At 62.9% G+C, this 13,114-nt stretch carries 12 protein-coding genes; 3 read left to right on the top strand and 9 right to left on the bottom strand.

Translation table 11 applies throughout. The annotated features are described in order from the left end of the window. Positions 1 to 2 precede the first annotated feature (2 nt). The 5 genes from fabD to BLW71_RS00440 form a co-directional block, all read right to left on the bottom strand. Entirely contained in the window at positions 3 to 938 is a 936-nt protein-coding gene (gene fabD, locus BLW71_RS00465; protein WP_091792560.1) for an ACP S-malonyltransferase, read from the bottom strand. Between the two features lie 110 nt (positions 939 to 1,048). Continuing rightward, on the bottom strand, positions 1,049 to 2,038 hold the full coding sequence (locus tag BLW71_RS00460) for a beta-ketoacyl-ACP synthase III (protein WP_091792559.1): 990 nt from the start codon (positions 2,036 to 2,038) through the stop codon (positions 1,049 to 1,051). After that, positions 2,038 to 3,144: a phosphate acyltransferase PlsX gene (gene plsX, locus BLW71_RS00455; protein WP_091792558.1), complete on the bottom strand. Its 1,107-nt coding sequence runs from the start codon at positions 3,142 to 3,144 to the stop codon at positions 2,038 to 2,040. Before plsX ends, BLW71_RS00460 begins: the two co-directional genes overlap by 1 nt. A gap of 184 nt (positions 3,145 to 3,328) precedes the next feature. Further along, on the bottom strand, positions 3,329 to 3,508 hold the full coding sequence (gene rpmF / locus BLW71_RS00445; protein ID WP_006051932.1) for a 50S ribosomal protein L32: 180 nt from the start codon (positions 3,506 to 3,508) through the stop codon (positions 3,329 to 3,331). Positions 3,509 to 3,609: 101 nt separating this feature from the next. After that, a complete protein-coding gene (locus tag BLW71_RS00440; protein WP_091792556.1) occupies positions 3,610 to 4,245 on the bottom strand; it encodes a DUF177 domain-containing protein in 636 nt (211 codons plus the stop codon). 284 nt (positions 4,246 to 4,529) lie between these two features. Between BLW71_RS00440 and BLW71_RS00435 the strand changes: the two genes are divergently transcribed. Together BLW71_RS00435 and BLW71_RS00430 are read left to right on the top strand one after the other, a co-directional pair. After that, positions 4,530 to 5,147, top strand: coding sequence for a Maf-like protein (locus BLW71_RS00435; protein ID WP_091792555.1), 618 nt, complete (start codon positions 4,530 to 4,532; stop codon positions 5,145 to 5,147). Next, on the top strand, positions 5,144 to 5,863 hold the full coding sequence (locus BLW71_RS00430) for an SAM-dependent methyltransferase (protein ID WP_091792554.1): 720 nt from the start codon (positions 5,144 to 5,146) through the stop codon (positions 5,861 to 5,863). The genes BLW71_RS00435 and BLW71_RS00430 overlap by 4 nt, the downstream gene beginning before the upstream one ends. A gap of 98 nt (positions 5,864 to 5,961) precedes the next feature. On the opposite strand, the gene BLW71_RS00425 is transcribed toward BLW71_RS00430, so the two are convergent. From BLW71_RS00425 to BLW71_RS00410, 4 genes are read right to left on the bottom strand one after another with little or no spacing between them, the layout of a single operon-like run. Further along, positions 5,962 to 6,966, bottom strand: a complete 1,005-nt coding sequence (locus BLW71_RS00425) for a S49 family peptidase (RefSeq protein WP_091792553.1) — start codon at positions 6,964 to 6,966, stop codon at positions 5,962 to 5,964. Positions 6,967 to 6,999: 33 nt separating this feature from the next. After that, positions 7,000 to 7,401, bottom strand: coding sequence for a Rieske (2Fe-2S) protein (locus BLW71_RS00420; RefSeq protein WP_091792552.1), 402 nt, complete (start codon positions 7,399 to 7,401; stop codon positions 7,000 to 7,002). Beyond that, entirely contained in the window at positions 7,398 to 8,057 is a 660-nt protein-coding gene (locus tag BLW71_RS00415; RefSeq protein WP_091792551.1) for an HAD-IA family hydrolase, read from the bottom strand. Before BLW71_RS00415 ends, BLW71_RS00420 begins: the two co-directional genes overlap by 4 nt. Beyond that, the gene (locus tag BLW71_RS00410) at positions 8,050 to 9,075 is read right to left on the bottom strand and encodes an RluA family pseudouridine synthase (protein WP_091792550.1); all 1,026 of its coding nucleotides are present in this window, start codon (positions 9,073 to 9,075) and stop codon (positions 8,050 to 8,052) included. Before BLW71_RS00410 ends, BLW71_RS00415 begins: the two co-directional genes overlap by 8 nt. Positions 9,076 to 9,807: 732 nt before the next feature. Between BLW71_RS00410 and BLW71_RS00405 the strand changes: the two genes are divergently transcribed. Next, entirely contained in the window at positions 9,808 to 13,086 is a 3,279-nt protein-coding gene (locus BLW71_RS00405; protein WP_091792549.1) for an Rne/Rng family ribonuclease, read from the top strand. The last annotated feature ends 28 nt before the right edge of the window (positions 13,087 to 13,114 follow it).

The raw sequence follows: 13,114 nt of genomic DNA, 5'->3' as shown, positions 1-13,114 counted from the left end.
GCTCAGCCAGCCGTCACGAGTTTGAGCGTCTCTTCGAGCGAAGCCGGATCGAAGATCGAAGCGCCGACCAGATTGCCGTCGATACGCTTGGTCAAACCCGCAAGGACCTTGCCCGGACCGCATTCGATCACGTGCGTGACGCCCTGAGCGGACATGGCCTGAACGCTTTCCACCCAGCGCACCGCACCGGCAGCCTGGCGCACCAACGCGTCCTTGATCCCGGCCGGTTCGTTGACCACGGCAACGTCCACGTTGTTGATGACCGGAATGGCAGGCACCTGCACGTCGACACTCGCGAGATACTCGCGCAATTGATCCGACGCGGGCTTGAGCAGCGACGAGTGAAACGGCGCCGAGACCGGCAGCGGCAACGCGCGCTTGGCGCCCTTAGCCTTCGCGACTTCGCAGGCCTTTTCGACCGCGGCCTTGTGGCCCGCGATCACGACCTGCGCCGGCGCATTGAAATTGACCGCTTCGACGACGCCCGCAACCGACGCCTCAGCGCACACCGCGCGCACCGTGTCGTCGTCGAGGCCGAGGATCGCGGCCATACCGCCTTCACCGACCGGCACCGCCGTTTGCATCGCTTGCGCGCGAAAACGCACGAGCGGCACGGCATCGCGAAACGCGAGCGCACCCGCCGCGACCAGCGCGGTGTATTCACCCAGGCTGTGGCCTGCGACGATCGCCGGCTTCGGGCCGCCAGCCTGCAACCACGCGCGATACATGGCGTAGGAGGCGGTCAGCATGACAGGCTGGGTGTTGGTGGTGAGGTTCAGATCTTCGGCGGGGCCTTCGGCGATCAGCTTGCCGAGGTCCTGATTGAGCGCGTCGGAGGCTTCCTGAACCGTCTCACGCACGACCGCGTGATCGGCGAACGCGTTGAGCATGCCGACCGACTGCGATCCTTGCCCAGGAAAAACGAACGCAAATTTCATATCGTCCCCAAAATCGATGTTGTCAGATGTGGGTGGCGCGCCCGGTTGACGGCGAGCGCGCTCAAGCGAAGCCGAGCGCCGTGAAGCGCGCTCGCCATACGTCGCCGCTATCAGTAGCGGATAACCGACGCGCCCCACGTGAAGCCGCCGCCGACGCCTTCGATCAGCACGTTCTGGCCGCGCTTGATGCGGCCGTCGCGCACGGCGACGTCGAATGCGAGCGGAATGGACGCAGCCGACGTATTGCCGTGCTCGCCCACGGTGACGACCATGCGTTCCTGCGGCAAGCCGAGCTTGCGGCAGGTGCTTTGCATGATGCGGATATTCGCCTGATGCGGGATCAGCCAGTCGACCTGCTCAGCCGACAGATCGGCCTTCTCGAGCGCTTCGACCGCGACCTTTTCGAGCACATTGACGGCAAGCTTGAACACGGCCTGTCCGTCCATATGCAGAAACGCGCTGCCGGCTACCACACCGCCGTTCACGTTGCCCGGCGTGCAGAGAATGTTCGAATGGCTGCCGTCCGCGTGCAGCGCGCTCGCGAGCACGCCCGGTTCTTCGGATGCCTGCAGGATCACCGCGCCCGCGCCGTCGCCGAACAGCACGCAGGTGGTGCGGTCTTTGAAGTCGAGAATGCGCGAGAAAGTTTCCGCGCCGATCACGAGCGCCGTACGATGCTGACCGCTGCGAATGAAGCTGTCCGCCGTCGCCACCGCATAGGCAAAACCGGAACAGACGGCCTGCACGTCGAAGGCCGCGCCGTGGTTCTTGATGCCGAGCTTGTTCTGCAACAGGCACGCCGTGCTCGGAAACACGAAGTCCGGCGTGGACGTGGCGACGATGATCAGATCGATGGACTGCGGGTCGATATCTGCCGCTTCGATCGCGCGTTGCGAAGCGATGAACGCCAGATCGCTGGTCGTGACATCAGGTTCCGCGAAGTGGCGAGCATGGATGCCCGTGCGGGCGACGATCCACTCGTCGCTCGTCTCGACGCCCTGCTTGGCGAGACGTTCGGCCAGATCCTGATTGGAGACGCGGTTGGGCGGCAGGTAGCTGCCGGTGCCCAGCACGCGGGAATAAATTGTCGATTGAGCCATTATGCCTTCGAGGATTGCGCAGCGTAGGGCTCGGCTGGCTGGCCTGCGATCGGGCTTGCGTGACCCGCACCGCTCGCGTCGCGCGCTGCCTGCTCGAGAGAACCCGCGTTCTCTTCCATCGCACGCGCAAGGCGTTCCAGCACGCCGTTTTTGACGGCATCATACCCGCGTTTGATAGCCCACTCAAACGCGTAGGCATCCGCCGAACCGTGGCTTTTTATCACCAGCCCGCGCAGGCCGAGCAACGCGGCACCATTGTATTGCCGATGATCGACGCGTTTCTTGAAGCGCATCAATACCGGCAATGCGAGCACCGCCATCACCTTGGTCAGCCACGAACGGCCAAACTCTTCCTTGATGATGTTGGACAGCATCTGCGCGAGGCCCTCCGACGTCTTCAGCGCGACATTGCCGACGAAACCGTCGCAGACGATGACGTCGACCGTGCCTTTGAAGATATCGTTGCCTTCAACGTTACCGTGAAAGTTAAGTGTACTCGCGCGCAGCAATTCGCCGGCACGTTTGATGGTGTCGTTGCCCTTGATGACTTCTTCGCCGATATTGAGCAGACCGATGGTGGGCCGCTCCTTACCCTCGAGCGCCGACACGAGCGCGTGCCCCATCTCCGCGAACTGCAGCAGATGCTGAGGTTCACAGTCGACGTTGGCGCCCAGGTCGAGCATCATCGTGTAGCCATTGGGATTGGGCAGTGCCGACGCGATAGCCGGGCGTTCGATGCCCGACAGCGTTTTCAGCACATAGCGCGAGACCGCCATCAGCGCGCCGGTGTTGCCGGCGGAAATGCAGGCTTGCGCCTCGCCTTCCTTGACGCGGTTCAGCGCCACGCGCATGGAGGAATCTTTTTTCTTGCGCAGCGCGACTTCGACCGGATCGTCCATGGCGACGATCTCGGAAGCGGGTACGACGGTCAGCGCCGGCAGGTCCTGAGCCTTCAACTTCTTCAGCTGCGCACGAATCGCACTTTCAATGCCGACGAGCAGCAACTGCGCATCGGGATGCGAACGAACGAAGTTGACGGCAGCGGGAACGGTCACGGACGGGCCGTGGTCGCCTCCCATGCAATCTATCGTGAGCTTTACTGTCATGGAGTGCGACGAATTTCAGGCGCCCTGCATGGGACCGCGGTAGGCGCTAAATTGCCAGCTGCGATCGACACAAAAAAGCGGCAATTGAATGCCGCTTTTTTGCCGAGCCGGGAAAATGTCAAGCGAGCCCATCGCCACGCGAAACGCCAAGGGGCGACACGCAGAGAAACAGGCGGCGAAACGATTAATCGTTCTTCGTCTTGACAACTTTCTTGCCACGATAGTAGCCGTTCGGGCTAACGTGGTGACGCAGATGCACTTCGCCCGTGCTCGGTTCCACGGCCAGCGGCGCTGCCGTCAGGAAATCGTGCGAACGGTGCATGCCGCGCTTCGACGGCGACTTCTTGTTTTGCTGAACTGCCATGACTAACTCCTAAAAATTTTCCGGATTCTAACACAGCCCGACTCGGTGTCCGCCACTGGCCGAGTGGCCAATGCGCCCGCGTCGCGCTCCAATGCAACTGTTCAGTGCTTCTTGTCGCCCGGCTCACCGCGTTTGAGACTCTGGAGCGCCGCAAACGGATTCGGCCGCTCGGGCTCACCGCCCTCATCCAGTGCGCCCTCGTCGCCCTCGCCTTCAGTACCGGCCACACCAGAGACGAGACTCTCGTGCACTTCGGGACAGACCTCATGCTTGGGCACGAGCGGCAAGGAAAGCAGCAACTCTTCTTCGATCAAGTCGATGAGATCGAAATGGTTCGAGCCCACGATCACTTCGACTTCATCCTCGTCGAGCGGAAACTCTTCGGCTTCCGCCTCAGTGTTGACGATCCGGTAAGTTGCATCGACGTTGAATGCCTGCAAGTACGGTGTCATGCACCGCTGACATTCGAGCCATGCGGCGCCGTGAATCGCCATCCTCAAATAAGGCTGGGGACCCTCGGTGCCGTCGTCCTGCAATTCCGGCTGCGTCGCCCCTTCGGCTTGCCAGGTGAACGCCGTATCGCGGTCTGGCGCTTCTGCCGGGACTTCGTTTAACATGCGCGGCAGTTGCGAGACGCGCACGACACCCGCGGCCTGACGCGCGCTCCGCGCAAATTCGAACAGATCGAGATTATGCGGGTCGGACAGACCTGCAGGGTTGCCAGGATGTTGAGTCATGTGCGCTCCTGCTTCGGCAAGGGTTTCGCCGGGGTATAAACCGCGGGGTATAACCGCGGGGTACAACCGGTTTGCGAGACAACCTGAAAGACCCACGAGTTGTACGCCACGCTTGCAAGTCCGCTTGCACGCCTGACACACACCGAGGCCCGCCTAGCGCAAGCATACCGATGAAAAGCCCAAAATCATATCCGTTTTGTCTTTTCGAGTCAAACACTTAAGCCCGTACACGCGCAAGCTTTCCGCGACCCCGTACGTTCTGCCTCTCTAGCCGTTGATTGCCCATGCCAGATTCCCTCAATCGCCCGCCACGCCTGATCCTGGCGTCGAGTTCGCCTTATCGCCGCGAGCTGCTCGAACGCCTGCGTGTGCCGTTCGATGTCGTCGTACCCGCGATCGACGAGACGCCGCTCGCCGGCGAGACGCCCGAAGTGACCGCTCTGCGCCTCGCGCAAGCCAAAGCTCGCGCGGTTGCCGGTGGACTCGGCGCCAGCGAGGCCGCGCTCGTAATCGGCTCCGATCAGGTTGCGACCTATGACGGTCTGCAAATCGGCAAACCGGGCACCCACGCCAATGCGCTGGCGCAATTGCAGGCAATGCGCGGCCGCGAAGTGCAATTCCATAGCGCATTGTGTCTATTCGACACTCGCTCGGGGACAGTGCAAGCCGCCGACGTAATTACCCGCGTGCAATTCCGCGATCTGCCGGACACCACGCTGGAAGCCTATCTGCTGGCCGAAACGCCGTACGACGTTGCAGGCAGCGCCAAATCCGAAGGACTCGGCATCGCGTTGCTCGAAGCCATCCATTCCGACGACCCCACCGCGCTCGTCGGCCTGCCGTTGATCGCACTGTCGCGCATGCTGCTCGCAGTGGGCTTTCCGCTTCTGGGGGCGCAATGACCGGCACGCTCTATCTGATTCCGAACACGCTCGGCGAAGGCGACGCCGAGGCGCTGGACGCCGTTCTGCCGGCGCCGGTACGCGCCCGCGCGGCTTCGCTTCACTATTACATCGGCGAAAACGCGAAAACCACGCGCGCGTTCCTGAAGAAAGTCGGCACGGAACGGCCGATCCAGGAAATCGAGATCCGCGAACTGAACGTCAACACGCCGGCCGGGGAGATCGATAAGCTACTCGCGCCGCTTCTCGCCGGCACCGACGCCGGTCTCGTCTCCGAAGCGGGCTGTCCGGCGGTCGCCGACCCCGGCGCCCTGCTGGTGCGCCGCGCGCATGAACGGGGAGTGAAAGTGGTGCCGTTCGTTGGCCCCAGTTCGATTCTGTTAGCCTTAATGGCTTCCGGGCTCAACGGCCAGAGCTTTGCGTTTCACGGCTACCTGCCGGTCGATGCCACGGAGCGAGCCAAGCGCCTGCGAGACCTCGAACAGCAATCACGCAAAGGCAAGCAGACGCAGATCTTTATTGAGACGCCCTACCGGAACCGCGCGCTGCTGGATACGTTACTGGCGACGTGTGCGCCTTCCACGCTCGTCTGCGTGGCGGTCGATCTGACGCTGGAAACCGAAACCATTGCCAGCCGCACCGTAGCCGACTGGAAGAAACAGCCTGCAATCGATCTGCACAGGCGGCCCGCCATTTTTCTGATCCTGGCCGTCTGATCCGGGCTAACCGGGATAGGTATAAAAAAGCCCCGCGCGATCGTCAAAACATCGATCGCGCGGGGCTTTTCACATCAGCACGTCAACAAATCAGCACATCAACGCAGATTCAGCTTCCCGCCGAGCGCCATGGCGTGAACCGCACCGCTCCCCACAGCCGCGCCGAATTTACGCGCAACGCGGTCCGTAATGCTCTCTTTCACTGTGTAGTCGACAATATCCGGCGCCTTGAAGAGGTCGCGCGCTACGTAATCCGCGTCGCCGAAACCATCGGCGAGACCGAGCTCAACGCTCTTTTGACCGGTCCAGAAAAGCCCTGAGAACATATCCGGCGTTTCATGAAGGCGCTTGCCGCGCCCCTGGCGAACGGCGTCGATAAATTGCGCGTGAATCTGATCGAGCATGTCTTGCGCGTGTTCGTCCATCTTCGGCGTTTCTGGCGAGAACGGATCGAAAAAGCCCTTGTTCTCACCCGATGTGTGCAAACGCCGCTGAATTCCCAGCTTGTCCATCAGGCCGGTAAAGCCGAAGCTGTCCATCAGCACGCCGATCGATCCGACGATGCTCGCCTTGTCCACGTAAATCTTGTCGGCCGCCGCGGCCGCATAATAGCCGCCTGACGCGCACATATCGCCCACGACGACGTAGAGCGGAATTGACGGATATTTGACGCGCAAACGACGAATTTCGCTGTAGATAATGCCCGCCTGCACCGGACTACCACCCGGACTATTACAGCGCAGGATCACGCCGGCGGTGCCCGCATCGTCGAACGCACTTTGCAGCGCGGTATTGATATCTTCCGCGTTCGCGTTCGTATCAGCGGAGATCTCGCCGTCAAGCGATATCAAAGCCGTATGACGGCCAGTGGCAGCTACCTTGTCACCGGACAAGTCGATGGCGGCCCATATTGCCAGCAGAAGGACGACGAGGAAGACGAAGCGGAAAAAGATTTTCCAGCGCCGCGCCGCGCGCTGCTCATTGATCGCGGCAAGAGCAATGCGCTCGAGCGCCGCGCGTTCCCAACCGGGCTCATCGGCAGGCGTGCGGGGGCGGCCTGTCAGGGACGGTTCCTTCGGCTCGGGAGTCAAATTGTCGGACATGCGGTGCAGTGGAAAGGTCGAAGAAGAGAAAAATCAGGGGGTGTCCGGACGCAGTTCGCCGTCAGGCAGCCAGAAAACCGCGCGGCCTTCCGGCGTATCGCGTTCGTCCACCTGAACGGGCCGCAATCTGCCGCCGCGGCACGGACCACCGACGCATTTGCCTGTGTCCGGCGCGTAAATCGCACCGTGTGTAGCGCACATCAAGTATAAACCGGACGATTCGAAGAACTGGCCCTCGGCCCAGTCCAGCTCCATCGGCACATGGGCGCAGCGGTTCAGGTAGCCGTAAGCGCGGCCATCATAGCGAACAAAAAATACGACGACGTCGCCTCCGCCGAGCTTCGCCCCGCGGCGCACGCCCGCGCCGCCGTCGACCAATTCCGCCGACGCGCAAATGCGAACCGCCTGCGCCGCGTCCGGTGTCTGCTCGCTCATGCGTTTTCTCGCAGCCAGCCCGACAGCACACTGACGCTCGACGCCACGAACTTCGGCGATAACGCACTCAACGAGCCGGCAGGATGCGCCCCATATGTGACACCGATGCCCGCGACACCCGCGTTGATCGCCATTTGCAGATCGTGCGTCGTATCGCCGACCATTACCGTGCGGGCGTTGTCCTGCCCTAGTTCACGCGTCAATTCGTGCAGCATGGCCGGGTGCGGCTTCGAGAAAGTCTCGTCGGCGCAGCGGGTGCCGTCGAACAGGCTCGTGAGGCGCGACTGGTCAAGCGCGCGATTCAGCCCGACGCGGCTTTTGCCCGTGGCCACGGCCAATAGATAGCCCAGGTCGCGCAATTCCTGCAGCATTTCGCGCACACCGGCGAATAGCTCGGTGGTCTGATCCTTTACCAGATAGTGGAAGCGATAACGCTCGGCCAGCCGCGGATAGTCCGATGGGTCCAGCGTGGGCGCGGCAATTTGTAGCGCATCACGCAAACCGAGGCCGATGACGTAGCTCGCCGCCTCGTCGGCGGGAACCGGCAAGCCGAGATCGCGGCAAGCCGACTGGATGCTGCGCGTGATGTGGGCGGTCGAATCCATCAGCGTCCCGTCCCAGTCGAAGACGATCAGATCAAATTGCTCTCTAGCCATGCGGTGTCGTCTCCGGGTTTGACCCATTTCGTAATTCGTTGAGCTGCGCGATGAAGCTGCGGCATTCGGCCGGCAACGGCGCCTCGAACTGCAGCGGCGCGCCGGTTGCCGGGTGCGTGAGCTTTAACCGGTAGGCGTGCAGGAACATGCGCTTCAGGCCCGGCTTCGCATTGGCGCGCGCCAATGCCTTATTCAGCGCGAAGTCGCCATATTTGGCGTCGCCGACGATCGGCAGTTCCAGATGCTGCAAGTGGACACGGATCTGATGCGTACGCCCGGTCTTCAGTTCCGCCTCGAGCAGCGCGTACTCCGGCCAGCGGTCGATCAGGTTGAAAACCGTGTGCGACGCGAGGCCGTCGGGCTGCACGCGCACGCGGCGCTCGCCGTCCGCGGTCAAATACTTGTGCAGCGGCTCCTTGACCGCGCGGCGGCGGCCCCAATCGCTCGCCCAGTCACCGTGAACGCAAGCATAGTAGCGCTTATCCATCTTGTTCTCGCGAATCTGCTCGTGCAGATTGACGAGCGCCGAGCGCTTCTTGGCGAGCATCAGGATGCCGGAAGTCTCGCGATCCAGCCGATGTACCAATTCGAGGAATTTCGCCTGCGGACGCGCCTCGCGCATCTGCTCGATCACGCCGAACGCTACCCCGCTGCCACCGTGCACGGCCACGCCGGCCGGTTTGTCGATGACGAGCAGATGCTCGTCTTCGAAAATGATCTTGAAATGCGCGGCGGGTACCGGCGCCTGGGCGGCGGTTTCGCTCAGTTGGGCGACGCGAATGGGTGGCACACGCACCAGATCGCCTAGTTCGAGCCGGTACTGCGCGTCTATCCGGCCCTTATTGACGCGGACCTCGCCGCTGCGCAGGATGCGGTAAATATGGCTTTTCGGCACGCCTTTACAGACGCGTAACAGGAAGTTGTCGATGCGCTGTCCGGCCGCACTGTCGTCGATCTCGATCATCGAGACCTGGTCGCTTGCGACCGATTTCTGGGATATTTTGCCTAACTCTTTCATTCTGAATATAATTTGCCCAGCAGTCTGCGGCGGCCGGCGCAGTGTTCGGAATTCGGGCGGATTGCGCAGGCGCAAGCGATAAACCGTTATTTTACTTGCGCCGGGGTCTGGTTGCTCACCCTGAAAATGAGATGCAACAAGTTGCACGCACGAAGTCAGTGCCCGGCAGGGACGGCGCCCATAGGCGCGTTCGGTCAAGGTCGGCTTCGACGGTAACGGAATTTTGGTAAAAAAGAATTTAACTTTCAGCTTCGGTATCGGGCGGTCTGACGCCCAGTTGTACGAGGCTGCAAGTTGCGAAAATACGGCGTGCGCCCGAGGCGTCTTGTAGAAAGTACAAGACATGGCGACGTCAAAATGAGGCGAGACACCCCCAGCAGGAAAAGACGCGCCGACTGCGCGAACTTCCCGCTGCGGCACGGCCGCAGCCTTCGACCCTCCGGTCACGCGCCCAGTTGGCGCACCGGCGCGAGTGGACGAAGGCTTTTGAAGGTCTGCCGGCAGAACCCGCGGCGTGTCGGGTCGTTATTTGAAGCCGTGTTCGCATGTGCCCTGCGGCACCGCGCCCATTTTTCAATGGGGCCGGGCCCTCTCAGGCAATTCTCCCGCCAGTTTTCCCGCTCCAGCGTGCTTGTGAAAACACAATAAGGCGCGGCATGCCGCTGCCCGCTTCGCTCTCGCGACTGACAACCGCGCAGCGATGGGCTGGCTAAGCCGCTCTGGAGCCGTTCAATGAAACGAATGTTGTTCAACGCGACGCAGCAGGAAGAACTGCGCGTCGCCATCGTCGATGGGCAAAAACTCATCGATATCGACATCGAAACCGCCGGGCGCGAACAGCGCAAAGGCAATATTTACAAGGGCATCATTACGCGCATCGAGCCGTCGCTCGAAGCCTGTTTCGTCAACTACGGCGAAGACCGCCACGGCTTTCTGCCGTTCAAGGAAGTCGCCCGCCAGTATTTCCGCGACGGCGTCGACATGCGCTCGGCGCGCATCCAGGACGCGCTCCGTGAAGGCCAGGAACTGATCGTTCAGGTCGAAAAGGAAGAGCGCGGCAACAAAGGCGCGGCCCTCACCACCTTCATTTCGCTCGCCGGCCGGTATCTGGTTCTGATGCCGAACAACCCGCGCGGCGGCGGCGTGTCGCGCCGGATCGAAGGCGACGACCGTCAGGAACTGCGCGAAACCATGGCGCAGCTGCAATTGCCGGAAGGCATGAGCATCATCGCGCGCACGGCCGGCATTGGCCGCAGCGCCGAAGAGCTGCAGTGGGACCTGAACTACCTGATGCAACTGTGGCGCGCGATCGAAGCTGCGTCGCAGAGCGGTTCGAACGGTCAGCCGATGCTGATTTATCTCGAATCGAGCCTCGTGATCCGCGCGATTCGCGACTACTTCCAGCCGGATATCGGCGAAATCCTGATCGACACCACTGAAATTCATGACCAGGCACGCGCCTTCATGGATATCGTGATGCCGGACAATGTCAGCAAGGTGAAGCGGTATCACGACGACGTGCCGCTCTTCTCGCGCTTCCAGATCGAACACCAGATCGAAACGGCGTACTCGCGCACGGTGCCGCTGCCCTCGGGCGGCGCGATCGTGATCGACCACACCGAAGCACTGGTCGCGATCGACGTGAACTCGGCCCGCGCCACCAAGGGCGCAGACATCGAGGAAACCGCCGCGCGCACCAACCTCGAAGCCGCCGACGAAGTCGCCCGCCAATTGCGCCTGCGCGATCTGGGCGGCCTGATCGTGATCGACTTCATCGACATGGAATCGGCCAAGAGCCAGCGTGAAGTCGAGCAACGCCTGAAAGACGCGCTGAAGCACGACCGTGCGCGCGTCCAGATGGGCAAGATCTCGCGTTTCGGCCTGATGGAACTGTCGCGCCAGCGTCTGCGCCCGGCCCTGTCCGAAGGCAGCCACGTGACCTGCCCGCGCTGTAACGGCACGGGTCACATCCGCGATACCGAATCGTCCGCGCTGCAAGTGCTGCGGATCATTCAGGAAGAAGCGATGAAGGAAAACACCGCGGCAATTCACTGCCAGGTGCCGGTCGAAGTGACCGCCTTCCTGCTGAACGAAAAGCGCGCTGAAATCAACAAGATCGAGTCGCGCTTCAAGGTCAACGTCGTCCTGATTCCGAACAAGCATCTCGATACGCCGCATTACAAGCTCGAGCGTCTGCGTCACGACGACGCGCGCCTCGACGAACCGCGCGCTTCGTGGAAGATGGCCGAAGAAGCGGCCCGCGAACTCGAATCGGAAACCGGTTACAGCAAGCGCACCGAAGAAGCAAAGCCGAAGCAGGAAGCGGCGGTCAAGGGCATCACGCCTGAAAAGCCGGCGCCGAGCGCACCGGTTCGCCCTGTCGCTGCCCCGGCTCCGGTCGCGGTCACGCCGGCAAGCGGTGGGTTCATCGGCTGGCTGAAGAATCTGTTCGGCATGCAGCCGGCGGCACCGGCGCCTGTCGCGCCGGCTACGACCGACAAGCAGACGCGTCCGCAACGCGGCGAACGCACGGAGCGCGGTGAGCGCACCGGTGAACGCGGTGGCGATCGCAACCGCAATCGCCGTGGCGGCGCAGGCGGCCGCGATGCAGCGGGCCGCGGCGAAGGCGCGACCGGCGGCCGTCAGGCTCAAGGCCAGCAGCCGTCGCAGCGTCGCGAGGAACGCGAACCGCGTGAAGCACGCGAAGGCCGTGAGCCGCGTGAAGCGCGCGAGCCGCGTGGCAACCGTGAACCGCGTGAGGCCCGCGAAGGCCGTGAACCGCGCGAAACCCGCGAGCCACGCGAACCGCGTGAAGGTCGCGAGGGTCGCGAAAACCGTGACCGCGAGAATCGCGGCAACGACCGTGCGGAAGCCGTCGAAGGCGCACCGCGCGCTGAACGTGGCGAGCGCGGCGAACGTCCGGAGCGTGGCGAACGGCGTGAACGTGGTGATCGCGCTGAACGTGGCGAGCGCCGCAAGCCGCAAGCTGAAGCCACCGAGTCTCTGACGCAAAGCGACGCTCAACCGGCGGAAGAACTGGCGCAAAACCAGACCGCCTTGGGCGAAAACGGCGCGCCGATCGATCAGGAAGCCGTGGCGCGTGAAGGTGAAGAGCGTCGTCGTCGCCGTCGCGGCCGTCGCGGTGGTCGTCGTGAGCGTGAAGAGGACGTGAACGGCAACCTCGCAGCGGACGTCGCGGAAGCTGAAGGCGACAACGCCAGCGTTGCCGACGAAGCGCCGGTGCGCACCGCGCATCAACCTGTCGAGCACAAGACGGAAGTCAACGAGGCGAAGAACGTGACGCCGGTAGAGGTGGTGGTCGCCGCTGTCGCGACTGAAACCGCCGTGGTCACCGAACTGCACGCTGCTACCGAAACGCCGGCTCTGGCTGTCGAAAAGGCTGCGAAGACGGAAACGGTCGTCCCGGTAGCGCAGGCGCCGGCGACTCCGGCTGCTGTCGAACCGGTCGCCGAAACGCCGGTAGCGCCCGCCGCTGCCGTGCCGGTCGAAGCAGCGCAAGCCGCGCCGGCCGTCAGCGAGACGGTTTCGCTGGTTGAACCGGTCGCACGCTTTGAAGCACCGGCTCAGGCTCAAGTCGAAACGCCGGTGGTGGCGTCGCCTGTCGAAGCACAAGCCGCGCCGGCTCCCGTCGAAACCGCCGCTCCGGTTGCGGTCGTCGAAGCTCCGGCGGCTCAGCCTGTGTTGCATGCCGAGATCGCCGAAACGCAGCCGGTTGTGGCCGCGGTCGAGCCGACGGTGATCGAGCCCGCGCCTGTCGCAGTTGCACCGCAAGCACCGCGTCATGGCGCCGTGTCGGCGGAAGCCTTGAAGCCGGTGCTGGAACAAGCCGGTCTCGTCTGGGTGAACACCGACGCCGACAAGCTTCGCGCCGCTCAGGAAGCGGCCGCGCAGACGGTCAAGCCGGCTCGCGTGGTGCGCGAGCGTAAATCGTTGCCGCCGCTCGACAGCGCGCCGATGCAACAAGTGGAAACGGGTAAGCACCCGCAGTAAGCTGCCCCGCTCCACCAGCAAAGCCCGC

The sequence above is a fragment of the Burkholderia sp. WP9 genome, from assembly GCF_900104795.1.
Taxonomy (GTDB): Bacteria; Pseudomonadota; Gammaproteobacteria; order Burkholderiales; family Burkholderiaceae; genus Paraburkholderia.
Note: the sequence above shows the minus strand (reverse complement) of the source record. Positions and strands in the feature narration are given on the sequence as shown.

Coding starts and splice junctions, on each gene's coding strand:
- BLW71_RS00460 (WP_091792559.1), bottom strand. CDS start 2,038: ATGGCTCAATCGACAATTTATTCCCGCGTGCTGGGCACCGGCAGCTAC.
- BLW71_RS00415 (WP_091792551.1), bottom strand. CDS start 8,057: ATGGCTAGAGAGCAATTTGATCTGATCGTCTTCGACTGGGACGGGACG.
- BLW71_RS00440 (WP_091792556.1), bottom strand. CDS start 4,245: ATGACTCAACATCCTGGCAACCCTGCAGGTCTGTCCGACCCGCATAAT.
- BLW71_RS00405 (WP_091792549.1), top strand. CDS start 9,808: ATGAAACGAATGTTGTTCAACGCGACGCAGCAGGAAGAACTGCGCGTC.
- BLW71_RS00430 (WP_091792554.1), top strand. CDS start 5,144: ATGACCGGCACGCTCTATCTGATTCCGAACACGCTCGGCGAAGGCGAC.
- BLW71_RS00425 (WP_091792553.1), bottom strand. CDS start 6,966: ATGTCCGACAATTTGACTCCCGAGCCGAAGGAACCGTCCCTGACAGGC.
- plsX (WP_091792558.1), bottom strand. CDS start 3,144: ATGACAGTAAAGCTCACGATAGATTGCATGGGAGGCGACCACGGCCCG.
- rpmF (WP_006051932.1), bottom strand. CDS start 3,508: ATGGCAGTTCAGCAAAACAAGAAGTCGCCGTCGAAGCGCGGCATGCAC.
- fabD (WP_091792560.1), bottom strand. CDS start 938: ATGAAATTTGCGTTCGTTTTTCCTGGGCAAGGATCGCAGTCGGTCGGC.
- BLW71_RS00410 (WP_091792550.1), bottom strand. CDS start 9,075: ATGAAAGAGTTAGGCAAAATATCCCAGAAATCGGTCGCAAGCGACCAG.
- BLW71_RS00435 (WP_091792555.1), top strand. CDS start 4,530: ATGCCAGATTCCCTCAATCGCCCGCCACGCCTGATCCTGGCGTCGAGT.
- BLW71_RS00420 (WP_091792552.1), bottom strand. CDS start 7,401: ATGAGCGAGCAGACACCGGACGCGGCGCAGGCGGTTCGCATTTGCGCG.